This is a genomic window from Nocardioides salsibiostraticola, assembly GCF_054783655.1.
Genome location: NZ_BAAGQD010000001.1, coordinates 415,920 through 439,699, shown reverse-complemented (window position 1 = coordinate 439,699; position 23,780 = coordinate 415,920). Strand labels below are relative to the sequence as shown.

The following is a 23,780-nucleotide window of genomic DNA, read 5'->3' as shown; positions in this document are numbered from 1 at the left end:
AGTGCCCCGATGCCAGGCGGGAGGTCGAGCGGTCGTCGTCCGATCCGGGAGCCGGCCGTAGCTGATGTCGTCGATGAGTCGCTCGATGATCTCCCTGCCCGCGACGAAGGACGAGCCAACCTCCGAGCGCCACAGTTCTCCGGCCCTGCGGACCTCGACAGGCCAGGGTCGGCGCAAGAGAAGGCGGGTCAAGACCGCAAAGGGCCACAGAAGAGACAACGCGATCCAGGCCAACAGGGCGCCGATGAGTGGAACTGCCGAGGCTCGACCCAACGCCGCCGAGACGCCTCCCCAATGGTCGTCCAACTCATTTCCGAGCGGTCGGTTGAGCCGGTCCAGCGGTGCCTGGAAGTAATTGGCCCAAGGCGCCCAGCGGCGCCGAACAGTCCAACGGTTGCCGTGGGGGTCGCGTGTCTTCACCTCAGGACTCCTGCGGGATGTACTCCAACGCCGTCCACGTGGTTCCGTCAGGATCCTGCACCTTCATAGTTGCCGCCTTGGTCCGAGTTGGGGATACGACGCAGGCTACGTGAGGGGTTGCCCAGGACTGTTGGATCTGTGGCCCAGGCGGCTGTCCTGTCCCGAAAATGTCACAGTGTGTCGCCCGTAGACCAGAGGGCTTCTAGAGTTCGCCACATGAGTGACGCCGAAAGCGAGAGCCCCCAGGTCGACGGAGCAGTCGAGGGCGGACTGGATGACCCCACTGAGCTGGAGCCCGAACAAGGCTCGCTGGCATTGGCCGGACCCCAGGACGACCACACGCTCGCCGACTGGGAGACCGCCACCGCGGCGGTCCTGCGCAAGGCGAAGCGGATGACCGATGACGACCCCGACGATCTCGTCTGGGCCAAACTGACGAAGTCCACGCTGGACGGCATCGAGTTGCCTCCCCTGGGTAGCGCTGGGCTCCTGGAGGATCTGCGGACCACCGGACGCCCCACACGCACCGGCGAGTGGGACATCCGTGCCCACCTGGCGCAGGACACCGAGAAGGCGCTGAACGAGGCCGCTCTGGTCGATCTCGACGGGGGGGTCACCTCGCTGTGGATCGAGGCCGAACCGGACACCGACTTCGACGTACTCCTCAAAGACGTCCTGTTCGATCTTGCACCGGTCGTCCTGGACTCCACCCAGCCGCTGTCCACCGCCCAGGCGTTCCTGGACTTCGTCGACGCCCGCGAACTCCACCCAGAGACGAACCTCGGCGGCGGCTCGCGGGTAGGGGTCAACGAACTGGTCGAGGTCGCACGGCTGGCTGTGAAGGCCGAGGTCCGCGGAGTCGTGGTCGACGCCACCGTGGTCCACGACCAGGGGGCCTCTGACGCGCAGGAGCTCGGCTACAGCCTGGCGGTGGGTGCGGCGTACCTCCGCGCGCTGACCGACTCCGGGATGGACCTGGACAAGGCGCTGGGCCTCTTCGAGTTCCGGTACGCCGTCACCGACGAGCAGTTCGCCTCCATCGCCAAACTGCGGTCCGCACGCCGGTTGTGGGCACGTGTGGTCGAGCTGAGCGAGGGCACCGCGACGGTCCAGCGCCAGCACGCGGTGACCAGCCGTCCGATGATGAGCTCCTACGACCCGTACGTGAACATGCTGCGCACCACCGTCGCGGGCTTCGCCGCCGGCGCCGGGGGCGCTGACTCGGTCACCGTCCTGCCCTTCGACAGCCCGCTGGGCCAGCCGGAAACGCTGGGACGCCGCGTCGCTCGCAACACCAGCGCGCTTCTGATGTTCGAGTCCCACATCGCCCGGGTCGCCGACCCGGCCGGCGGCTCCTACGCCGTGGAGAAGCTCACCGACGACCTCGCCGTGGCCGCGTGGGCCGAGTTCGGTCGGATCGAGGAGACCGGATTCGATGATCTGGAGGACCGGATCGCCGCGGTCGTCACCGAGCGTGGCACGCAGATCGCCAAGCGCAAGCGTCCGATCACCGGACTCACCGAGTTCCCGAATCTCGCCGAGACCCTCCCCGAGCGCAGCGGCCGATCGAGCCGGGACGACGTACGTCCGTACGGCGCGGACTTCGAAGCGCTGCGCCGCCAGCCCGCATCCGCACCGGTCTTCCTGGCCACCCTGGGACCGATCGCCGCGCACACCGCCCGGGCGACCTTCGCGAGCAACCTGTTCGCCGCGGGGGGCGTCGGCGTCGACGTCGCCGGTGCGACGAGCAACGTCGAGGAGCTGCTCGCGGCCTACGACGGCCAGTCGGTGGCCTGCCTGGCCGGGGCGGACCCGGCGTACGCCGAATGGGGTGTCGAGGCCGCCGCCGCGCTGCGCGACGCCGGTGCCACCCACCTCATCATCGCCGGGAAGCCGGCCGATTACGCAGACGACTCCTGCGCCATGGGAGTCGATGCGTTGGACTTCCTGACCCGGACGAGAGAGGCCTTGGCATGACGGTTCCGAAGAGTTTCGCTGGGTTGCCGCTGAGCGAGGAGGTCTCGACAGACTCGACCACCGCAGACGCCGCCTCGACCACCGGATCCGGCGAGGCGTGGACGAGTCCCGAGGGGATCGACATCCTCCCCGTTTACGGCCCCGAGCACCTCGAGGGCCTCGACGCCCTGGACACCGTGCCCGGTCTGAGCCCGTTCCTGCGCGGGCCCTACCCCACGATGTACACCACCCAGCCCTGGACGGTGCGTCAGTACGCCGGGTTCTCCACCGCCGAGGAGTCCAACGCGTTCTACCGGCGCAACCTCGCTGCCGGTCAGAAGGGGCTCAGCGTCGCCTTCGACCTCGCGACCCACCGCGGCTACGACTCCGATCACCCGCGCGTGCGTGGTGACGTGGGGATGGCCGGAGTCGCGATCGACTCCATCTACGACACCCGCACGCTGTTCGACGGCATCCCGTTGGACCAGATGTCGGTCTCCATGACCATGAACGGCGCCGTCCTCCCGGTGCTCGCGCTCTACATCGCCGCGGCCGAGGAGCAGGGGGTGCAGCCCGAACAACTCGCGGGGACGATCCAGAACGACATCCTCAAGGAGTTCATGGTCCGCAACACCTACATCTACCCGCCGGCGCCGAGCATGCGGATCATCTCCGACATCTTCAGCTACACCGCCGCGAAGATGCCTCGCTTCAACTCCATCTCGATCTCCGGCTACCACATCCAGGAGGCCGGAGCCACGGCCGATCTGGAGCTGGCCTACACCCTCGCGGACGGCGTCGAATACATCCGCGCCGGCCTCGACACCGGGATGACGATCGACCAGTTCGCCCCACGGTTGAGTTTCTTCTGGGCCATCGGGATGAACTTCTACATGGAGATCGCCAAGATGCGCGCGGCTCGCGCGCTGTGGGCCCGACTGGTCCGCGACTTCAACCCGCAGAACCCGAAGTCGCTGTCGCTGCGAACGCACTCGCAGACCAGTGGATGGTCGCTGACCGCACAGGACGTCTACAACAACGTCGGGCGGACCTGCATCGAGGCGATGGCCGCGACTCAGGGACACACCCAGTCGCTGCACACCAACGCCCTGGACGAGGCGATCGCGCTGCCGACGGACTTCTCGGCCCGGATCGCCCGCAACACCCAACTCCTCCTCCAGCAGGAGAGCGGCACCACCGGCACCATCGACCCGTGGGCCGGCTCTTACTACGTCGAGCGGCTGACCCACGACCTCGCCGAGAAGGCCTGGGCCCACATCCAGGAGGCCGAGCAGGCCGGCGGGATGGCCAAGGCCATCGAGCAGGGCATCCCGAAGATGCGCATCGAGGAGGCCGCGGCCCGCACCCAGGCGCGGATCGACTCCGGCGCCCAGAAGGTCATCGGCATCAACACCTACCGCCTGGCCGCCGAGGACAAACTCGACGTGCTCCGCGTCGACAACGACGACGTCTACCGCCAGCAGATCGCCAAGTTGGAGCGGCTGCGTGCCGAACGCAACGACGACGACGTACGCCGCTCGCTCGAGGCGCTGACCAACAGTGCCGCCGGTGACGCACCGGCTACGGGCTCCCTGGACGGCAACCTGCTGGCCCTCGCCGTGGACGCAGCCCGGGCCAAGGCCACCGTCGGGGAGATCTCCGACGCGCTCGAGAAGGTCTACGGGCGTCACCAGGCGGTGATCCGTACGATCAGCGGCGTGTTCCGTGATGAGTCCGACGCTTCGGGCAGCACCCTGGTCTCCCAGGTGCGTGAGGCCACCGACGCCTTCGCCGAGACCGAAGGCCGCCGTCCCCGCATCCTGGTCGCCAAGATGGGCCAGGACGGTCACGACCGAGGCCAGAAGGTCGTCGTGTCCGCCTTCGCCGACATGGGCTTCGACGTCGACGTGGGTCCGCTGTTCTCGACTCCGGAAGAGGTTGCCCAGCAGGCCGTCGATGCCGACGTGCACCTGGTCGGTGTCTCGTCGCTGGCCGCCGGTCACCTCGCGCTGCTCCCTGCCCTGAAGAAGGCGTTGGAGGAGCAGGGGAGGCCCGACATCATGACCGTCATCGGCGGTGTGATTCCTCCTGACGACGTCCCCACGCTCAAGGAGATGGGCGCCGCCGCGGTCTTCCAGCCCGGCACGGTCATCGCCGAGTCGGCCTTGGATCTGCTGGCGCGGCTCCGGGAGCAGTTGGGCCACTGAGTGACCGACGTACCGACCCTGATCGAGGGCATCCGCGCCGGTCGCCGGGCGCAGGTGTCTCAGGCCATCACTCTGGTGGAGAGTTCCAAGCCGGAGCACCGTCAGATGGCCCGGGAACTGCTGACCGAGTTGAGCGAGGCCGGGCAGGGTGAATCGGTCCGGGTCGGCATCTCAGGGGTCCCCGGTGTCGGGAAGTCGACCTTCATCGAGTCCCTGGGCAGCCGGTTGACCGCGGCCGGACACCGGGTCGGCGTGTTGGCCGTCGACCCCTCCTCGGTCCGCACCGGGGGGTCGGTGTTGGGCGACAAGACCCGGATGGCGCGGTTGGGGGCCGACCCGAACGCCTACATCCGGCCCAGCCCGTCGGCCGGCACCCTGGGCGGGGTCGCTCGCGCCACCGTGCAGGCGATCCTCATCCTCGAGGCCGCCGGGTACGACGTGGTCCTGGTGGAGACCGTCGGGGTGGGCCAGTCCGAGGTCACGGTCGCCGGCATGGTCGACACCTTCCTCTTCCTGACCCTGGCCCGCACCGGTGACCAACTCCAGGGGATCAAGAAGGGGATATTGGAGATCGCCGACGTGATCGCGGTGAACAAGGCCGACGGTGACCGGGCTCAGGAGGCACGAGCGGCGGCGAGAGATCTGGCCGGTGCCCTGCGGATGGTGCACGGCAAGGGGGAGTGGGCCCCGCCGGTGGTGACTTGTTCAGGTCTCGAAGACACCGGAGTGGACGAGTTGTGGGAACGCATCGGCGCTCATCGCGACCACCTCGGCCCGGAGGGACTGGCGGCGAAACGAGCCGAGCAACAACTGGACTTCACCTGGGCGCTGGTCCGCGACGAACTCTCCGAACGACTCCGGCACTCATCGGGGGTCCGCGCGATTCGCGAGGAGATCCGTGCCGAGGTCCTGGCCGGGTCGCTGCCCGCCACCGTCGCGGCCGACCGCATCCTCGCGGCGTACGACCAGGACTGATTGCCGAGTCGGCGCTACTTGACGCAAGTAGCGCCGACTCGACCCTTTCCCGGTGTCAAGACGCGCCGACTCGACGGTCTGCGGATAACCTGAGGGGGATGTCTCCGACCACTGAACCCGATGCCGTTGCCGAGTTGATCGCCGCCGTCGTCGAGAAGTACGACGCCGACCTGATCGACCTGCGGCGAGACCTGCACGCCCACCCCGAGCTGGCGTGGACCGAACGCCGCACCGTCGAGATCGTGGGGCAGCGTCTCGAGCAGGCCGGATGGCGGGTGCGGGAGTTGCCGCGCAGTGGACTGGTGGCCGACCTGGGGGAGGGTCCGCCGTCCATCGCCCTGCGCGCCGACATCGACGCCCTTCCGGTGTCCGACGTCGCCGGTGAGCCCTGGGCCAGCACCGTGGACGGGGTCGCCCACGCCTGCGGGCACGACGTGCACACGGTCTGCCTGCTCGGGGCCGCTCTCGCTCTGAGCGAACTCGACGACCGGGGCCTGCTGGGCGGCGCCGTACGCCTGCTCTTCCAGCCCGCTGAGGAAGTCATGCCCGGTGGGGCCAAACACCTGATCGCCCACGGGGCGTTGGAGGGCGTGGGCCAGATCATCGCCCTGCACTGCGAGCCGGGGGTCGACGTCGGCCGGATCGGCATGCGCTCCGGTGCGCTCACGAGCGCTGCGGACTCGATCGAGGTGCTGCTGGAGGGGACCGGCGGGCACACCTCCCGACCGCACCTCACCGGAGACCTCACCTTCGCCCTGGCCAAGGTGACCAGTGAACTCCCCGCCGTGTTGAGTCGACGGATGGATCCGCGGTCCGGGGTCAGCGTGGTGTGGGGCATGGTCCAGGCCGGTTCGGCGATCAACGTGATCCCCGACCGCGGCCTGGCCGCCGGCACGGTGCGCATTCTCGACGCCGTCGCCTGGGCCAGTTGCGAGCCGATCATCCGAGAAGCGGTCCACGACATCGTTCGTCCCTACGGCGTCACCGCCACGGTGAACTACCTCCAGGGGGTGGCGCCCGTGGTGAACGACCCCAAGGTCAACGCGTTGATCGCTGTGGCGACCCGTTCGGTGCTCGGCGCGGACGGCCAGGTCGCCGTGCCGCAGAGCCTCGGGGGCGAGGACTTCGGGTGGTACACCGAGCAGATCCCCGGGGCGATGTTCCGCCTGGGCACACGCACCCCCGGTGGGGTCACCTACGACCTGCATCAGGGCAACCTCCGGGTCGACGAGCGTGCGATCGCCGTCGGCGCCCGGGTGCTCGCCCAGGCCGCGGCTCTCGGGAGCGAGCCGCGCTGAGGTTGGTGCGTCGTTCCTGACGCTAGGTTTTTCGGTAGGGCAGACCCACCGCCGCAGGTGCGCGGGACCGTCCCACCAGACCGGCGACGGCGAAGATCGTGACGAGGTAGGGCAGCATCAACATGAACTGACTGGGCACGGGCGAGCCGATAACGGACAAGACGCCCTGCAGATTCGAGGCGAAGCCGAACAGAAGCGCCGCGAGGGTGGCGCGGATGGGGTCCCACTTGCCGAAGATCACCGCAGCGAGGGCGATGTAACCGGCTCCGCCGGTCATCTCCCGGTTGAACTGTTGGACCGAGACCAGGGTGTAGAAGGCGCCACCCATGCCGGCGATCGCTCCCGCGAGCAGGATGGTTCGGTAGCGGGTGACGTTGACCTTGATGCCGACGGTGTCCGCGGCCTTCGGGTGTTCCCCGACCGCCCGAACACGCAGTCCCCACTTGGTGCGGTAGAGGGCGTAGGAGACCACGGCCACGGCGACGTAGAGCAGATAGACGATGGCTGTCTGACGGAAGAAGATCGGACCGACCAAGGGAATGTCCCCCAGGAGCGGGACGGGAAGGCGGGAGAACCGGGGTGGGGAGTTCAGGGACGCGGTGTTGGGTACGAGCACCTGGGTGAAGAAGAAACTCGTCACGCCGATCACCAGCACGTTGAGCACCACCCCGACGATCACCTGGTCCACGAAGTAGGTGATGGCGAACAGGCCCAGAACCAGGGCCACGAGCGCGCCTGCCACCATCGCGCCGACCAGCCCGCCCCACACGGACCCGGTGATCGACCCGACGACCGCTGCCGCGAAGGCGCCGGCCAAGAGCTGCCCGTCGATGGCGATGTTGACGACCCCGGCGCGTTCCCCGAGGACACCTCCGAGTGCACCAAAGACCAGGGGCACGGCCAGAGCCAACGAACCGCTGAGCAGCCCGACCAGGGGAATCGAGCCTCCGGCGGCGGCCCAGGACAGGAACCCGGTCATCGCGACGACGGAGAACACGATCGCCAACCAGATCGGTGTGCTGCGTTGGGCGAGAAGTCGGCGCGCCGAGTCGACCACGCACAGCGCCATGATGGCGATCATCACCCAGGCGGTGCCCACCGCCGGGACTGTGATCTCCGGCAACTGGAAGAAATCGCTGCGGGCGGCCAGCCGGAAGGTCGTGTCGCCCGACTGGGATCCCAGGCCGACGACCGCCGCAAGCCCGAGCGTGACCACCGCGAACAGCACGGTCGTCTTTCGGCTGACGATGGACACGATCTCCGGAGTGCCGGCGACACTCTCATCGGGCCTTGCGCCGGCGTCACGTTGGCTGGAGTTGCTCACGCCTCCTCCTTCACGGGTAGACGGAACAGTGCCTGAACCAACGGCGGAGCTGCGATGAAGAGCACGATGAGCGACTGGATCACCAACACGATGTCGACCGGGATGCCCTCTGAGGCCTGCATCGCGAAGCCGCCGGCCTTGAACGCCCCGAACAGAAGCCCGGCGGCGAGGATGCCGAGCGGACGGGAGCGACCCAACAACGCAACGGTGATCGCGTCGAAGCCGATCCCGGCATCCAGGTCGACCGACACGCCACTGGTCACGGTGCCGAGCACCTGGTTGACCCCGGCCAGCCCCACGAGGGCCCCGGCGATGAGCATCACCATCACGTAGGTGCGTCCGACGTCGATCCCGGCGGTACGCGCCGCGTGCGGGTTCTCGCCCACCGCCCGGAAGCGATATCCGAGGGCCGAGCGATTCAACAGCCACCAGACCACCGCGACGGCCACGAGAGCCAGCAGGAAGCCGAAGTGGAGGTTGTAGCGGTCTCCAGCGAGCTTGGGCAGTTGTGCGTCGGCCGGCATCGGAAGCGACTTGGGGTTCGCCGAGCCTGGCGCCTGCAGGATTCCCTGGCGCGAGAGGGCGAAGAAGATGAGGTAGAAACCGACGTAGTTGAGCATGATCGTGACGATCACCTCGTGAGCGCCGGTGCGTGCCTTGAGCAGCCCGACGATGCCTGCCCAGATCGCACCGGCCACCATCCCGGCGGCGACAGCGGCAACGAGCAGCAACGGGCCAGGCAGGTTGGCGTTGATCGCCACGTAGCCGGCTGCGGCACCGCCGAGCAGCATCTGACCTCGCCCGCCGATGTTGAACATTCCGGCGCGGAAGGCCAGTCCCACACCGAGTCCGGCGGTGATGAGCGGGCCGGCGAACTTCATCGTCTCGGTCAGGGGCCGGATGGCGGAGGCCGAGTCGTTCGCGCGGGTGTTGTAGATCGATCCCCGGAACAGGGCGCTGTAGGCGCCCTCAATGGCGTTCCATGAGTTCTGGAAGAAGTCCTGGGGCCGGGAGAAGACGTACTTCGAGGAGTCGCGGACCGCTTCGTCGGTGAACATGATCATCAACGAGCCGACCACCATTGCGAGGAACACCGCGAGGACGCCGACCAGTGCGCCGCCCGTGGTGATCGACCTGATCACGGTGTGCCAGTGGTTCTGCTGTGGGGGAGGCGGAACGTGGTCCTCCTCGGGGGGCGGTGAGTTCTGCGCCGCGACATCCTGAGTCATGCGACCAACCCGGCCGGACGCTCTCCGGCCATCATCAGGCCGAGCACCTCGCGGGGAGTGTCAGCCGGCACGATGCCGACGACGCGACCTCGGTACAACACCATGATCCTATCTGCGAGGGAGAACACCTCGTCGAGTTCGGTCGAGACAACGAGCACAGGTACGCCGTGATCGCGGGTGGCGATGATCTGCTGGTGGATGAACTCGATAGAGCCGACGTCCACACCACGGGTGGGTTGTGCCGCCACCAACAGCCTCAGGTCCTTGGAGAGCTCTCGCGCCACCACCACCTTCTGCTGGTTTCCGCCCGAGAGATTGCTGGCCGGTGTGGTCACGCCGGGTGCGCGGATGTCGTACTCCTGGAGCTTCTCGTGGGCGAAGGCATCGAGCTTGGACTTCTGGAGCGAACCGAGGCGGACGAAGGGTTTGCTGAAGCTTCGGTCGAGCATCAGGTTCTCGGCGATGGTGAACGACCCCACCAAACCGTCGACCTGACGATCCTCGGGGATGAAGCCGACTCCTTGTTCGAGAATTTTACGAACACCGAGACCCACGAGTTGTTTGCCCTCGAGGGTGATCGAGCCGCGGACGTGACCTTGGAGGCCGAGCAGGGCCTCGGTCAGCTCGGTCTGGCCGTTGCCCTGGACGCCGGCGACAGCGAGCACCTCGCCGGCGCGTACGGTGAAACTGACGTCGTTGACGTGCACGTGGCCAGTGGCATCGACCACGGTGAGCCCCTCCACGACCAAGGAGTCCTCGCCGAGTTTGGGCAGTTCTTTGTGGACCGTCAGCTCGACGGGGCGACCGACCATGAGCGAGGCGAGTTCGGCGTTGCTTGCCGAGGGTTCCGCCTCGTCGACGACCTTGCCGAGCCGAATGACGGTGATCCGGTCCGCGACCTCGCGAACCTCACGCAGTTTGTGGGTGATGAAGATGATGCCGACGCCGGATGCTTTGAGTTGACGCATGATCTGCATCAGTTCGTCGGTCTCCTGGGGCGTGAGGACCGCGGTCGGCTCGTCGAAGACCAGCACCTGCGCGTCACGCGAGAGTGCCTTGATGATCTCCACGCGTTGTTGAACCCCTACCGGCAGGTCCTCGACGATCGCGTCGGGGTCGACCTGGAAGCCGAAGCGTTGGGAGATCTCGCGCACCCGCTCTCGGGCCGCGTCGAGGTCCAGGGACCCGCCGAAGCCGGTGCTCTCGTTGCCCAGCATCACGTTCTCGGCGACGGTGAAGACGGGGACCAGCATGAAGTGCTGGTGAACCATTCCGATGCCCGCGGCGATCGCGTCGCCGGGGCCTGCGAAGTGCTGGACGTCACCGTCGAGGATGATCTCGCCCTCATCGGCCCGGTAGAGCCCGTAGAGAACGTTCATCAAGGTGGACTTACCGGCGCCGTTCTCACCGAGCAGGCAGTGAATCTCCCCGGATTCCACCGTCAGGGAGATGTGGTCGTTGGCGACCAGGGAGCCGAAGCGCTTGGTGATGTCGCGCAGAACGAGTTGCATGGGGCGATCCTAGGGGCCAGATGCGCCGCGGACGGGAAGAGGAGGCCGACCGTTGGGTCGGCCTCCCTCCCGTGGCTCGGTGCATCAGAGGTTGGGCATCAGAGGTTGGGCGTCAGGGGTTGAACCTCAGGGGTTGAGGTACGACGTGACCGGGATGCTCCCGTCGATGATGCCTGCCTTGACCTGCTCCAGTTCGTCGGCGAGCGTGTCGGAGATCTTGCTCTCGAAGTTGTGGAACGGAGCAATGCCGACGCCGTCGTTCTCCAGGGTGCCGATGTAGGGCGAGAAGTCGAACTCCTCGTTGCCGGCGGCAAGAACGGCTTCGTAGGTCGAGACGTCCATGCCCTTCAGGACCGAGGTGAGGATGACCTCTTGGGTGTTGGGGTCGGTCTCGAAGACGTCCGCGTCGGCACCGATGAGGGCGACGTCGCGACCGGAGTCGGCGATGGCGGTCAACGCGCCCTGGTAGATCGGGCCACCCACGGGAAGGATGACGTCGACCTTCTGATCGATGAGCTGCTTCGCGGTGTTGGTGGCGGTCTGGTTGGCCTCGAAGCCACCGGTGAAGCTGCCGTTCTCACCGTCCCAGCCGACGACCTTGACGTCCTTGCCCTTCTCCTTGGCGTAGTACTCGGCGCCCTGCTTGAAGCCGTCCATGAAGATGGTCACGGTCGGGAAGGGCTGCCCACCGTAGGTGCCGACGACGCCGGTCTCGGTGTAGTCGGCGGCTGCGTAGCCGGCCAGGAAAGCGGCCTGCGCGGTGTCGTAGAGGAGCGGCTTGATGTTCTCGACGTCGGCCTGCCCGTCGAAGGTCTGACCGTCTTCGCCACCGTCAGCCGAGTCGTCGATGAGCACGTACTCGATGTCGGGGTTGGCGGTCGCGGAGTCCTTGGTCGCCGAGGCAAGGGCGAAGCCGACGGTCACGATGACGTTGCAACCCTCGGCGGTGAGGCTCTCCAGGTTGGGGCCGTAGTCGTTCTCGCTGTTGGACTCGACGGCGTTGAGGGTGGCGCCCAGCTCCTCGGCGGCCTTGTTGGCACCTTCGAAGCTCAGCTGGTTGAACGACTTGTCGTCGAAGCCACCGGCATCAGAGACGATGCAGGGGAGGAAGTCGCTCGTCGCGCTCGATCCGCTGGGGTCGGTCGAGCTCTCCTCGTCGGGAGCACTCCCGCACGCGGACAGAGCCGTTGATACGGCCAGAGCGGCGACGCCGCCGATGGCGGCTCGTTTCATGTTGATCACTGGTGCCTCCAAGTCTTCGCCCCGCGGTGCCGGGGCAGCCGTTGCAAGATACACAAAGACAGCCGCTGGCGCCGCTCCGAAGGCGACGCACGTCACAACGGTTATCGAGTTGCGACCTTCGGCGTACTCAAAGGGCCGATTCGGTTCCGTTTGCCGGGTGATTGCGCCCGGTGAGCGCGTCGGCGAGAGTGAGGGCCGCGGCCGATCCGCCGCCGAGCACCCCCAACGAATGGAGCTACGTGAACGACACCTCTTCGCCCTGGGCCGAGCTGCAACAAGCCGCAGTGGAAGCGATGGGTCACGCCTACGCGCCGTACTCGAAGTTCGCGGTCGGTGCCGCTGCCCTGGTCGATGACGGCCGGATCGTGACGGGCTGCAACGTCGAGAATGCCTCCTACGGTTTGAGCCTGTGCGCCGAGTGCGGTTTGGTCAGCGACCTTCAGCGCAGCGGTGGGGGACGGTTGACCCACTTCGTCTGTGTCGACGCTGCCGGCGAGGTCCTGATGCCGTGCGGTCGCTGCCGACAGTTGCTCCTCGAGTTCGGCGGCGCTGATCTACTGCTGTCGACGGTCAGTGGCGTCAAGACCATGGACGAGGTCCTGCCGGACGCCTTCGGGCCCGACAACCTGACCTAAGCGCGTCGAGTCGAAACCTCCCGGCAATCCGTATGTCCGTCTGGTCGGACGAGACGGCTACAGTCCGCCCATGAACGACCAACATGACGCCGTCGAGGTCATCACCGCCAAGCGTGACGGCCACCAACTCACCGACAGCCAGATCGACTGGGTGATCGACGCCTACACCCGCGGGGACGTGGCGGACGAGCAGATGTCCGCCCTGGCCATGGCCATCCTTCTCAACGGGATGGAGCGCTCGGAGATCAGCCGCTGGACCGCCGCGATGATCGCCTCGGGGGAGCGGATGGACTTCTCATCGCTGTCCCGACCGACCGCCGACAAGCACTCCACCGGCGGGGTGGGGGACAAGATCACCCTGCCGTTGGCGCCACTGGTCGCTGCGTGTGGCGTGGCGGTGCCCCAGCTGTCCGGTCGAGGACTCGGCCACACCGGAGGCACGCTCGACAAGCTCGAGTCCATCCCCGGTTGGCGCGCGGACCTGACCAACGCCGAGATGATGCGCCAGCTCGAGGACGTCGGCGCCGTCATCTGTGCCGCCGGCGACGGACTGGCGCCCGCCGACAAGAAGCTCTACGCCCTGCGAGACGTGACCGGGACGGTCGAGGCGATCCCGCTGATCGCCAGCAGCATCATGAGCAAGAAGATCGCCGAGGGGACCGGCGCCCTGGTCCTCGACGTGAAGGTGGGCACGGGCGCGTTCATGAAGACCACCGAACGGGCCCGCGAACTGGCCGAGGTGATGGTCGCCCTCGGCACCGACGCCGGGGTCCGTACGACGGCCCTGCTGACCGACATGTCCGTCCCGCTCGGGCTGACCGCCGGCAACGCGATCGAGGTCGCCGAATCGGTCGAGGTGCTCGCCGGAGGCGGCCCGGCCGACGTCGTCGAGCTCACCCTCGCCCTGGCCCGCGAGATGCTCGCCGGAGCCGGACGCGACGACGTCGACCCGGCGGAGAAGCTGGCCGACGGTTCGGCCATGGATGCCTGGAAGGCGATGATCCGCGCCCAGGACGGCGACCCGGACGCCCCGATGGCCCAGGCCCGCGAGTCCCACGTCATCACCGCACCCACCAGCGGAGTCCTCTCGCGGCTCGACGCGATGGCGGTCGGGATGGCTGCCTGGCGCCTGGGTGCCGGGCGGGCCCGTCAGGGAGACTCGGTCCAGGACGGAGCCGGCGTCGTGTGGCACGCCCGACCAGGGGACAGCGTGAGCGCCGGAGCGCCGCTGTTCACCCTGCTGACCGACGAGCCTCAGCGTTTCGACCGCGCCCTGGCCTCATTGGAGGGTGGCTGGGAGATCTCGGAGTCCCCCGTGGAGGCGCCACCTCTGGTCATCGACCGGATCGGGTGACCAACCCTGTGACCAGCCCCGTGACCAGCCCCGTGACCAGCCCCGTGACCAGCCCCGCAAACAACAAGGTCCTGCTGGCCACCTTCTGCCTGTGCCCGGAGGGGGAACCGGGAGGCGGGGCACTTCTCCAGGCCCTGGCGGCACAAGGAGTCGACGCCGCCTGGGCGGTGTGGGACGACCCGTCGGTCGACTGGGCTGGCGCGGACCTCGTCGCGGTCCGGGCGACCTGGGACTACCACCGCCGATGGGCTCCCTTCCGTGCCTGGGTGGAGGCGGTGGAGGAACATACGAGCGTCCTCAACGGCGGTGCGGTCTTCGACTGGAACCACGACAAGGCCTACCTGCTCGAACTCGGGAAGCAGGTGCCCGTCGTACCCTCCCTCTCCGTGGCCGACGACGACCTGCTCGGTGGGGTCGTCGAGGCGCTCGGTCGCTGGGGAACGATCGTGGTCAAGCCCCGGGTCGGCGCCAGCGGGGTCGGCGTCGTGGTGGCGGAAGTGACCGATGATCTGCGCCTGGCGGGTCTCACCACCGGCCCGTGGTTGGCCCAGCCGCTGGTCGAGAGCGTCCGCACCCGCGGAGAGTCTTCGGTGGTGGTGATGGGCGGCCGACCGGTCGTGCAGGTCGACAAGCGACCGGCCGCAGGCGAGGTGCGGGTCCACGAGGAGTACGGCGGCACGATGGCTGCTGTTCCCGTCGACGGAGCAGCCGGTGAGCTGTCCCTCGCCGCGGTCAGCGCCGCCGAGGGGATTCTCGGCCAGCGCCTCGACTACGCCCGGGTCGATCTGATGGAGATCGACGGATCGCTGGTGGTGGGCGAACTCGAACTCATCGAGCCCGGCTTCTACCTCGACGTTGCGCCCTCGGCCGCCGAGGACTTCGCACGGATCGTGGTCGAGCGAGTCCGTTAGTACCGCTCGGCCGTGACAACCCTTGACAGCGCGTGATGGCTGGCGAACTGTGGTGCCCGCACAGTGTGTTCCACCTCACCCCATCGAGTTGGCCATCGGAGTACCCATGACGATCGTTCGTGCCGCTATTTCCCAGACCACGTGGACCGGCGACAAGGAGTCGATGCTCGACAAGCACGAGCAGTTCGCCCGCGACGCGCACGCACAAGGGGCGCAGGTCATCTGCTTCCAGGAGCTCTTCTACGGCCCCTACTTCGGGATCACCCAGGACCAGAAGTACTACCGGTACGCCGAGCCGGCCGACGGGCCGATCGTTCAGCGCTTCGCCGCGCTGGCGGCCGAGTTGAGCATGGTGATGATCCTCCCGATCTACGAGGAGGCGCAGACCGGCGTCTACTACAACACCGCCGTGGTCGTCGACGCCGACGGCACGATCCTCGGGTCCTACCGCAAGAACCACCTCCCGCACGTGGAGAAGTTCTGGGAGAAGTTCTACTTCCGCCCCGGCAACCTGGGCTACCCCGTGTTCGACACCGCGGTGGGCAAGGTCGGCGTCTACATCTGTTACGACCGGCACTTCCCCGAGGGGTGGCGCGAGCTGGGTTTGAACGGCGCCCACATGGTCTTCAACCCCAACGCCACCAAGCCGGGACTGTCCAACCGCCTGTGGGAGGTCGAGCAACCCTGCGCGGCGGTCGCGAACGGCTACTTCGTCCTGGCTCCGAACCGCGTCGGCCTCGAGGACAACGAGTACGGCGACGAGGCGGTGAACTTCTACGGAACCAGCCAGGTGGTGGACCCGCGCGGCAACTACGTGGGCGACCTCGGTTCCTCGAGTGAGGAGGAGTTGCTGGTGCGGGACCTGGATCTGGACATGGTCCGGGAGATGCGCGACGACTGGCAGTTCTACCGTGACCGTCGGCCCGACTCCTACACCGCGATCGCCCAGGCCTAGGGGGCCGACATGGGAACAGGATCGGGAACCCTGCTCATCTCCGGTGGCACCGTGGTCAGCTCCACCGGCCGCACCGAGGCCGACGTGCTGGTCGACGGTGAGCGGATCGTGGCCGTTCTCGCACCCGGCTCGACCCTGCTGGGCCACGACCTCACGAGCAGCGTCGACCGGGTCATCGACGCCAGGGGCAAGTACGTCATCCCCGGCGGCATCGACGCCCACACCCACATGCAACTGCCCTTCGGCGGCACCGAGGCCAGCGACACCTTCGAGTCCGGCACCACCGCCGCGGCCTGGGGCGGGACGACCTCGATCATCGACTTCGCCGTCCAGAAGACCGGCGAGGCGGTCGAGACCGCCCTGGCGACCTGGCACCAGAAGGCGGCCGGCAACTGCGCCATCGACTACGGCTTCCACCAGATCATCGGTGGTGTGGACGAGCAGTCGCTCAAGGCCATGGAGACCCTGGTCGACGAGGGGATCTCCTCCTACAAGCTGTTCATGGCCTACCCCGGTGTCTTCTACTCCGACGACGCCCAGGTCCTGCGGGCCATGCAGAAGGCCTCCGAGCTGGGGCTGATGACGATGATGCACGCCGAGAACGGCCCGGCCATCGACGTCCTGGCCGAACAGCTCTACAACGCCGGCAAGACCGCCCCCTACTTCCACGGCATCGCGCGGGCCTGGCAGATGGAGGAGGAGGCCACCCACCGGGCCATCATGTTGGCCGACCTGACCGAGGCCCCGTTGTACGTCGTTCACGTCAGCGCCAAGCAGGCCGTCGCCCAACTCGCCGCTGCCCGCGACCGCGGGAAGAACGTGTTCGGCGAGACCTGCCCGCAGTACCTCTACCTCTCGCTGGAGGAACAGTTGGGTGCCCAGGGGGACCCGACCTGGGGGGAGTTCGAGGGAGCCAAGTGGGTCTGCTCGACCCCGCTGCGTTCGCGCGAGGAGGGGCATCAGGAGGCCATGTGGCAGGGCCTGCGGACCAACGACCTTCAGATGGTCTCCACCGACCACTGCCCCTTCTGCATCAAGGACCAGAAAGAACTCGGCCGCGGCGACTTCCGGGCCATCCCCAACGGGATCGGCTCCATCGAGCACCGGATGGACCTGCTCTATCAGGGCGTCGTCACCGGGGAGATCAGCCTCGAGCGCTGGGTCGAACTCACCTCGACCACCCCCGCCAGGATGTTCGGCCTCTACGGCACCAAAGGCGTGATCGCCCCCGGTGCGGACGCCGACCTGGTCGTCTACGACCCGCGCGGCCACACCTCGATCGGCCTCGACAAGACGCACCACATGAACATGGACTACTCGGCCTGGGAGGGCTACGAGATCGACGGGCACGTCGACGTCGTGGTGTCCCGCGGGTCGGTGGTGGTGGCCGACGGAGCCTTCTACGGGCGCGCCGGTCACGGGAAGTACCTCCGGCGGGGTCTGTCGCAGTACCTGATCTGACTCCGCCGTCGCTGACGGGTTTCGAGGCTCGCTTCGCTCGCACCTCAACCAGCGTCAGCCTCAACCACCTAGTAGGGAGCACCTCATGGATTTCGGCGTCGTACTGCAGACCAACCCGCCCGCCTGGCGCACCGTGGCCCTGGCCAAGCAGGCTGAGGAGCACGGCTTCGACTACGCCTGGACCTTCGACTCCCACCTGCTGTGGCAGGAGCCGTACGTCATCTACTCCGCGATCCTGGCCCAGACCCAACGGATCACGGTCGGCACCATGGTCACCAACCCGGCGACGCGCGACTGGACGGTCACGGCCTCGACGTTCGCCACCCTCAACGAGATGTACGGCAACCGCACCGTGTGCGGCATCGGGCGCGGGGACTCCGCGGTGCGGGTCCTGAACGGGAAACCGACCACGCTGAAGGATGTGCGGGACGCCACCCACGTGATCCGCGAGCTAGCCAACTGTCGGTCGGTGGAGCACAACGGCACGACCCTGCGGTTCCCCTGGGCCCGGTCCTCGGCACTGGAGGTCTGGGTGGCGGCGTACGGACCCTTGGCGTTGAAGACGGCCGGTGAGGTCGGGGACGGTTTCATCCTGCAGTTGGCCGATGTGGACATCGCCGCCTGGATGATCGGCGCGGTCCGTCAGGCCGCTGCCGACGCCGGACGCGATCCGGAGGCGATCACGTTCTGCGTCGCGGCGCCGGCGTACGTCGGGGACGACTCACCGGAGTCGATGGCCCACATGCGCGAGCAGTGCCGGTGGTTCGGCGGGATGGTCGGCAACCACGTCGCCGACATCGTCGCCCGCTACGCAGGGACGGAGGAGGGAAGCCACATCCCGCAGGCCTTGACCGACTACATCGCCGGGCGCGAGGGCTACGACTACAACGAACACGGTCGGGCGGGCAACACCCACGCCGAGTTCGTGCCCGACGAGATCGTCGACCGCTTCTGCATCCTGGGGTCACCTGAGGCCCACCGCGCCAAACTGGAGGCGTTACGCGACATCGGGGTCGACCAGTTCGCGGTCTACCTCCAACACGACAACAAGGAGGAGACCATGCGGGTCTACGGTGAATCCATCATCCCGGCCCTGCGCGAGCACGTGCAGGCCAAGGTATGACGTCCCCCCAGGAGACCGGCCGCCGAACCGTCGAGCTGGACAGGGCACACGTCTTCCACTCCTGGTCGGCCCAGGGCGCTCTCGACCCGATGCCGATCGCCGGCGGACTCGGGTCCCACGTGTGGGACCACGACGGGCGCCGCTACCTCGACTTCTCCAGCCAACTGGTCAACGTCAACATCGGTCACCAGCACCCGGCCGTCGTACGGGCCATCCAGGAGCAGGCGGCCACGCTGGCCACCATCGGACCCCCGACGGCCAACCTGGCCCGGGGCGAGGCCGCACGCCGGATCACCGACCGGGCCCCCGAGGGGATGAACAAGGTCTTCTTCACCAACGGCGGCGCCGACGCGATCGAGAACGCCGTACGCATGGCGCGGGTGCACACCGGCCGCGACAAGGTCGTCTCGACCTACCGCAGCTACCACGGCAACACCGGCGCTGCGGTGGTGGCTACCGGGGACTGGCGTCGGGTGCCCAACGAGTTCGCGCGTGGCCACGTGCACGTCTTCGGGCCCTACCTCTACCGCTCGGAGTTCTGGGCCACTACGCCCGAAGAGGAGTCCGCGCGGGCGTTGCAGCACCTACGTCGGGTCATCGAGTGCGAGGGGCCTTCCGGGATCGCTGCGGTCCTCCTGGAGACGATCCCCGGCACCGCGGGGGTCCTGGTCCCACCGCCGGGCTACCTGCCCGGTGTTCGGGAGTTGTGCGATCAACACGGCATCGTGTTGATCCTCGACGAGGTGATGGCCGGTTTCGGCCGCACCGGTGAATGGTTCGCCTTCGACGGCTTCGACGTACGACCCGATCTGATCGCCTTCGCCAAGGGCGTCAACTCCGGCTACGTGCCGGTCGGTGGGGTGGTGATCTCCGACGAGATCGCGAGCAGCTTCGACGACGCCGTCTTCCCCGGCGGTCTGACCTACTCCGGACACCCGCTGGCGGCCGCCTCGATCGTGGGGGCGCTGGACGCCATGGAGTCAGAGGGCATCGTCGACCACGCCCGACACATCGGCAGCGACGTGCTGGGACCCGGTCTGCGTGACCTGGCCGACCGACACCCGATCGTGGGGGAGGTGCGGGGCCTCGGGGTGTTCTGGGCCATCGAACTGGTCCGCGACCCCGAAACCCGCGAACCCGTCGGCCCGGCGGTCATCGGACGGGCCAAGAAGGAGATGTTGGCTCGGGGTCTGCTGCCCTTCGCCGCCGACAACCGCATCCACGCGGTGCCCCCATGCGTGGTCACCGACGAGGAGGTCGCCGAGGCGCTGGCGATCTACGACGACGTACTCACCCTGCTGGACGAGGAGCTGTGACATGACTGATCTCTCCACTGATCTGCCCACGTTGGACCACTGGATCGGTGGCCGCACCCAGCCCGGGAGCTCCACCCGCACCGGACCGGTCTACGACCCCGCTCTGGGTGAGGTCACCAAGCAGGTGCGGTACGCCTCGGTCGAGGACGTCGACCTGGCCGTAGCCACCGCGCGCGCGGCGTTCGAGGGCCCCACCGGGTGGGGCAGTTCCTCGATCACCAAACGCCAACAGGTGATGTTCGGCTTCCGAGAACGCCTCAACGCCCGCAAGGACGAACTCGCCGCGATCCTGACCTCCGAGCACGGCAAGGTCCTCTCCGACGCCGCCGGTGAGGTGGCCCGCGGCCTGGAGGTCGTGGAGTTCGCCTGCGGGATGCCGCAGTTGACCAAGGGGTCCTACTCGGAGAACGTCTCCACCGACGTCGACGTCTACTCCCTGAAACAACCGATGGGTGTCGTGGGCATCATCAGCCCCTTCAACTTCCCGGCCATGGTCCCGCTCTGGTTCTTCCCGATCGCCATCGCGACGGGCAACGCGGTGGTCCTCAAGCCCAGCGAGAAGGACCCGAGCGTCGCCAACTGGATGGCCGAGGTCCTCGCCGAGTCCGGTCTGCCGGAGGGCGTGTTCAACGTCGTCCACGGCGACAAGGAGGCGGTCGACGCCCTGTTGGTCCACCCGGACGTCGCCTCGATCTCGTTCGTCGGATCGACACCGATCGCCCGCCACGTCTATGAGACCGCCACCAAGCACGGCAAACGGGTCCAGGCCCTGGGTGGGGCGAAGAACCACATGCTGGTGCTGCCCGATGCGGACCTCGACCTGGTCGCCGACGCCGCGGTCAACGCGGGCTTCGGTTCGGCCGGCGAGCGGTGCATGGCCGTCTCGGTGGTGCTGGCGATCGACTCGATCGCCGACGAGGTGGTCTCCCGGGTCCGCGACCGGATGGGCAAACTCGTCACCGGCGACGGCCGTGGCGGGGCGGACATGGGCCCGCTGATCACCCGGGAGCACCGCGACAAGGTGGCCGGCTATCTCGATGTTGCGGTGACCGACGGCGCGGACCTCGTGGTGGACGGGCGCGATGTCACTCCCGACGGGGCGGCCGACGGTTTTTGGCTCGGTCCGACCCTGGTGGACCGGGTGCCGACCGACTCGACGGTCTACACCGACGAGATCTTCGGTCCGGTGCTCTCGGTGGTGCGCGTCTCGACGTACGACGAGGGGATGGCCCTGATCAATGCCAGCCCCTACGGCAACGGGGTCGCCATCTTCACCAACGACGGTGGGGCGGCCCGACGCTTCCAGCGGGAGGTCCAGGTCGGCATGGTCGGCATCAATGTCCCGATCCCGGTCCCGGTGGCCTACCACTCCTTCGGAGGCTGGAAGGCGTCGTTGTTCGGTGACGCCAAGGCCTACGGCCCCCAGGGGGTCGACTTCTTCACCCGGGAGAAGGCCATCACCAGCCGTTGGCCGGACCCCAGCCATGGCGGGATCAACCTGGGGTTCCCCCAGAACGTCTGACCCGGGCCGCTCTGCCGCCTGCATAATGTCGGGGTGATGAGAGTGGTGTCGAGACCGGGAACGGGTCTGGTGGCGATGGTGGCCTGCTCCATCGTCCTGCTCCTGCTGATCGCTTCGGTGACCTCACCCGTGACCCGACACCCCGTGACCCGACACGTCGCCTCACCCACCGATCTGACGCCCGCCCAGGCTGCGGCCCGACCCGCAACCCGGGTCCCGGACCTGGGGGTCCAGTTCCACGGCCTGTGGTCGCACTACGACAGGGCCAAGCGTGCTGCGGTCCTGGACCGGATCTCCCAGTCCGGGGCACGGTGGGTGCGGTTGGACGTGAGTTGGGCGATGATCCAGCCGCGACGTGGCTCCTACGACCACCGGTGGGGAGTCCCCCTTGTCGACGAGGTCCTCGCGCAAGCGAAACAGCGTGGACTCCGGGTGCTCGTGACGTTCTGGCTGACCCCCTCCTGGGCGAACAAGGGCAAGGGGGAGCGCGTCGCGCCCGACCGCGCCTCCGATTACGCCAAGGCCATTGCGTGGGCGGCCCGGCGTTGGGATGACCGGGTTGGGGCCTGGGAGATCTGGAACGAGCCGAACTCCACTGACTTCCTGAGAGGGGCCGACCCGCGCGTCTACACACGCTTGCTGTGCGCGGCCTCCTCGAAGCTCCATCGCCAGGACCGCAAGGCGAAGGTCGTCTTCGGCGGTCTGATGTACAACGACGACGCGTGGTTGCGGCGCGCCTACGCCGTAGGGGCACGAGGATGCTTCGACATCTTGGGCGTGCACCCCTACATGGCTCCCGCCGATGCTGCTCCGGGCCTACCCGACAACGGGAAGGACTGGCGGATGCGCCACCTCGGTGCGGTTCGCCGGGTGATGGTGCAGCACCGCGACAAGCGACCCGTGTGGGTGACGGAGTTCGGGTGGAGCTCACACCGCAACAGCTTGGGCGACGCAGCCTGGGAACGAGGCGTGAGCCAGCGGCAACAGGCCAGGTACGCGGTCCGGGCGTTGAAGGTGCTCGGGCGCGACTACCCGTACGTCAAGAAGGCCTTCTGGTACAAGGACCTGGCCGAAAAGGGATCGGATCGACATCAGAACGGCTACGCGATGCTTCGGGGCAACCTATCTCCGAAACCTGTGTTCTGGGCGCTTCGTCGTCTGGTAAAATAAATGCCAATTTTCGCTTGATAGCATCGCGACGATGGGCACACGGGAGCCATCTGGATCGCCAATACTGCACGTCTCGCAAGCAGTGGAGGCAGGGGTTGCCCATGTGATCGCGGACCTCGTGAGGGCGCAGACCCAGGCCGGTCTCGACGTGGTGGTGACCTGTCCCCCAGGGGAACTGCAGGAGCTGTCCCGATGCGCCGGGGCCGAGGTCTTGGACTGGCCGGCGGCCAGGGGCCCGGGGCCCGGAACGCTCGGTGAACTACGTGTGCTGGCCACTCTGATCCAACGCGAGCACCCCGCCGTGGTGCACCTACACAGCTCGCAGGCCGGGATGGTCGGCCGGTTGGTGATCCGCGGCCGGGTGCCCACCGTGTTCAGCCCGCACGCCTGGTCCTGGCAGCCGGTGGTCGGGCCTGCCCGGACGGCGGCCGTCGCCTGGGAACGACTGGCGGCCCGCTGGTCACACGCAACGGTCTGCGTGAGCGAAGGCGAACGCAGGGGCGGCCTGCAGCACCACATCCCAGGACCCCTGCTGGTGATCCAGAACGGCGTCGAGCCCGACCTCGCTGCCCAGATCGACCACGCCACCCAGACGGCGACCAGGCGTGCACTGGGCTTACGTCCGACCGCAGAGATCGTGGTCTGCTGTGCGCGGTTGGCCCAACAGAAGGGACAGGACTTCCTCCTCAAGGCGTGGCCGCGCGTGCGCGACGAGCGTCCCGATTGCGAGTTGGTGTTCATCGGAGACGGCCCGCTCCGCGAAGAACTCGAACTGGCTGCGGAAGGCCTGTCCGGTGTGACATTCATGGGATGGCAATCGCGAGTGGAGTGCTTCCGGTGGATGCGAGCCGCCACGGTCGTGGTGTGCCCCTCACGCTACGAGGCGATGTCATTGGTGCCGCTCGAGGCGGCCGCGCTCGGGACGCCGGTGATCGCGACCCGGGTGGAGGGGATGACGGCGGGCTTGTCGCCGGCCGCCCGTCGCATCGTCGAACCCGGTGTTCCGGACGCGCTGGCGGACGCGTTGCTCGAAATCGTGGGGGACCGCGATGCCCTGGCTCGGGGGAGCCGTCAGGCTCTGGCGTGGGCCCGGACCCAGGCCGCACAGAACAGTCCCGGCCAGGCGTACCTCGACCTGTATCGCGAACTCCTGTCCGCCCACTCTGGATGA

At 67.7% G+C, this 23,780-nt stretch carries 18 protein-coding genes; 14 read left to right on the top strand and 4 right to left on the bottom strand.

All coding sequences use genetic code 11. From position 1 onward, the window contains the following. The first annotated feature begins 636 nt into the window (after positions 1-636). The 4 genes from ACYVLV_RS02060 (at position 637) to ACYVLV_RS02045 (ending at position 6,856) form a co-directional block, all read left to right on the top strand. Positions 637-2,397, top strand: coding sequence for a methylmalonyl-CoA mutase family protein (locus tag ACYVLV_RS02060; protein WP_460807296.1), 1,761 nt, complete (start codon positions 637-639; stop codon positions 2,395-2,397). Next, positions 2,394-4,583 (top strand): methylmalonyl-CoA mutase, encoded by a 2,190-nt coding sequence (gene scpA, locus ACYVLV_RS02055; protein WP_460807295.1) that lies wholly within the window; start codon positions 2,394-2,396, stop codon positions 4,581-4,583. The genes ACYVLV_RS02060 and scpA overlap by 4 nt, the downstream gene beginning before the upstream one ends. Then, a complete protein-coding gene (meaB, locus tag ACYVLV_RS02050) occupies positions 4,584-5,558 on the top strand; it encodes a methylmalonyl Co-A mutase-associated GTPase MeaB (protein WP_460807294.1) in 975 nt (324 codons plus the stop codon). A gap of 98 nt (positions 5,559-5,656) precedes the next feature. Then, the gene (locus tag ACYVLV_RS02045; RefSeq protein WP_460807293.1) at positions 5,657-6,856 is read left to right on the top strand and encodes an amidohydrolase; all 1,200 of its coding nucleotides are present in this window, start codon (positions 5,657-5,659) and stop codon (positions 6,854-6,856) included. 22 nt (positions 6,857-6,878) lie between these two features. Here the strand turns inward: ACYVLV_RS02045 and ACYVLV_RS02040 are convergent, their stop codons facing one another. The 4 genes from ACYVLV_RS02040 to ACYVLV_RS02025 all read right to left on the bottom strand — a co-directional run bounded on the left by ACYVLV_RS02040 (position 6,879) and on the right by ACYVLV_RS02025 (position 12,153). Further along, positions 6,879-8,180, bottom strand: coding sequence for an ABC transporter permease (locus ACYVLV_RS02040; RefSeq protein ID WP_460807292.1), 1,302 nt, complete (start codon positions 8,178-8,180; stop codon positions 6,879-6,881). Then, positions 8,177-9,409 (bottom strand): ABC transporter permease, encoded by a 1,233-nt coding sequence (locus tag ACYVLV_RS02035; protein WP_460807291.1) that lies wholly within the window; start codon positions 9,407-9,409, stop codon positions 8,177-8,179. The genes ACYVLV_RS02040 and ACYVLV_RS02035 overlap by 4 nt, the downstream gene beginning before the upstream one ends. Then, the gene (locus tag ACYVLV_RS02030) at positions 9,406-10,920 is read right to left on the bottom strand and encodes an ABC transporter ATP-binding protein (protein ID WP_460807289.1); all 1,515 of its coding nucleotides are present in this window, start codon (positions 10,918-10,920) and stop codon (positions 9,406-9,408) included. Before ACYVLV_RS02030 ends, ACYVLV_RS02035 begins: the two co-directional genes overlap by 4 nt. A gap of 126 nt (positions 10,921-11,046) precedes the next feature. After that, on the bottom strand, positions 11,047-12,153 hold the full coding sequence (locus ACYVLV_RS02025) for a BMP family lipoprotein (RefSeq protein WP_460807288.1): 1,107 nt from the start codon (positions 12,151-12,153) through the stop codon (positions 11,047-11,049). A 248-nt stretch (positions 12,154-12,401) separates the two neighbouring features. Here ACYVLV_RS02025 and ACYVLV_RS02020 point away from each other — a divergent pair, with 248 nt between their 5' ends. From ACYVLV_RS02020 to ACYVLV_RS01975, 10 genes are all read left to right on the top strand, one after another. Further along, on the top strand, positions 12,402-12,797 hold the full coding sequence (locus ACYVLV_RS02020; protein ID WP_460807287.1) for a cytidine deaminase: 396 nt from the start codon (positions 12,402-12,404) through the stop codon (positions 12,795-12,797). A gap of 70 nt (positions 12,798-12,867) precedes the next feature. Beyond that, positions 12,868-14,151, top strand: a complete 1,284-nt coding sequence (locus ACYVLV_RS02015) for a thymidine phosphorylase (protein ID WP_460807286.1) — start codon at positions 12,868-12,870, stop codon at positions 14,149-14,151. A 44-nt stretch (positions 14,152-14,195) separates the two neighbouring features. Next, entirely contained in the window at positions 14,196-15,062 is an 867-nt protein-coding gene (locus tag ACYVLV_RS02010; protein WP_460807284.1) for an ATP-grasp domain-containing protein, read from the top strand. Between the two features lie 106 nt (positions 15,063-15,168). Next, on the top strand, positions 15,169-16,017 hold the full coding sequence (locus ACYVLV_RS02005) for a nitrilase-related carbon-nitrogen hydrolase (RefSeq protein WP_460807283.1): 849 nt from the start codon (positions 15,169-15,171) through the stop codon (positions 16,015-16,017). 9 nt (positions 16,018-16,026) lie between these two features. Next, positions 16,027-17,478: a dihydropyrimidinase gene (gene hydA / locus ACYVLV_RS02000; RefSeq protein ID WP_460807281.1), complete on the top strand. Its 1,452-nt coding sequence runs from the start codon at positions 16,027-16,029 to the stop codon at positions 17,476-17,478. A gap of 85 nt (positions 17,479-17,563) precedes the next feature. After that, positions 17,564-18,601, top strand: coding sequence for a TIGR03842 family LLM class F420-dependent oxidoreductase (locus ACYVLV_RS01995; RefSeq protein ID WP_460807280.1), 1,038 nt, complete (start codon positions 17,564-17,566; stop codon positions 18,599-18,601). Continuing rightward, positions 18,598-19,917, top strand: coding sequence for an aminotransferase class III-fold pyridoxal phosphate-dependent enzyme (locus ACYVLV_RS01990; RefSeq protein WP_460807279.1), 1,320 nt, complete (start codon positions 18,598-18,600; stop codon positions 19,915-19,917). Before ACYVLV_RS01995 ends, ACYVLV_RS01990 begins: the two co-directional genes overlap by 4 nt. Position 19,918: 1 nt before the next feature. Next, entirely contained in the window at positions 19,919-21,439 is a 1,521-nt protein-coding gene (locus ACYVLV_RS01985) for a CoA-acylating methylmalonate-semialdehyde dehydrogenase (RefSeq protein WP_460807278.1), read from the top strand. A gap of 45 nt (positions 21,440-21,484) precedes the next feature. Further along, positions 21,485-22,609: a cellulase family glycosylhydrolase gene (locus tag ACYVLV_RS01980; protein WP_460807277.1), complete on the top strand. Its 1,125-nt coding sequence runs from the start codon at positions 21,485-21,487 to the stop codon at positions 22,607-22,609. Between the two features lie 31 nt (positions 22,610-22,640). Beyond that, on the top strand, positions 22,641-23,780 hold the full coding sequence (locus ACYVLV_RS01975) for a glycosyltransferase family 4 protein (protein ID WP_460807275.1): 1,140 nt from the start codon (positions 22,641-22,643) through the stop codon (positions 23,778-23,780).

Excerpts from the sequence above, each read along its gene's own strand:
- ACYVLV_RS02060 (WP_460807296.1), top strand. The coding sequence starts at position 637 with ATGAGTGACGCCGAAAGCGAGAGCCCCCAGGTCGACGGAGCAGTCGAG.
- scpA (WP_460807295.1), top strand. The coding sequence starts at position 2,394 with ATGACGGTTCCGAAGAGTTTCGCTGGGTTGCCGCTGAGCGAGGAGGTC.
- ACYVLV_RS02045 (WP_460807293.1), top strand. The coding sequence starts at position 5,657 with ATGTCTCCGACCACTGAACCCGATGCCGTTGCCGAGTTGATCGCCGCC.
- ACYVLV_RS02035 (WP_460807291.1), bottom strand. The coding sequence starts at position 9,409 with ATGACTCAGGATGTCGCGGCGCAGAACTCACCGCCCCCCGAGGAGGAC.
- ACYVLV_RS02030 (WP_460807289.1), bottom strand. The coding sequence starts at position 10,920 with ATGCAACTCGTTCTGCGCGACATCACCAAGCGCTTCGGCTCCCTGGTC.
- ACYVLV_RS02025 (WP_460807288.1), bottom strand. The coding sequence starts at position 12,153 with ATGAAACGAGCCGCCATCGGCGGCGTCGCCGCTCTGGCCGTATCAACG.
- ACYVLV_RS02015 (WP_460807286.1), top strand. The coding sequence starts at position 12,868 with ATGAACGACCAACATGACGCCGTCGAGGTCATCACCGCCAAGCGTGAC.
- ACYVLV_RS02005 (WP_460807283.1), top strand. The coding sequence starts at position 15,169 with ATGACGATCGTTCGTGCCGCTATTTCCCAGACCACGTGGACCGGCGAC.
- hydA (WP_460807281.1), top strand. The coding sequence starts at position 16,027 with ATGGGAACAGGATCGGGAACCCTGCTCATCTCCGGTGGCACCGTGGTC.
- ACYVLV_RS01995 (WP_460807280.1), top strand. The coding sequence starts at position 17,564 with ATGGATTTCGGCGTCGTACTGCAGACCAACCCGCCCGCCTGGCGCACC.
- ACYVLV_RS01990 (WP_460807279.1), top strand. The coding sequence starts at position 18,598 with ATGACGTCCCCCCAGGAGACCGGCCGCCGAACCGTCGAGCTGGACAGG.
- ACYVLV_RS01985 (WP_460807278.1), top strand. The coding sequence starts at position 19,919 with ATGACTGATCTCTCCACTGATCTGCCCACGTTGGACCACTGGATCGGT.
- ACYVLV_RS01975 (WP_460807275.1), top strand. The coding sequence starts at position 22,641 with ATGGGCACACGGGAGCCATCTGGATCGCCAATACTGCACGTCTCGCAA.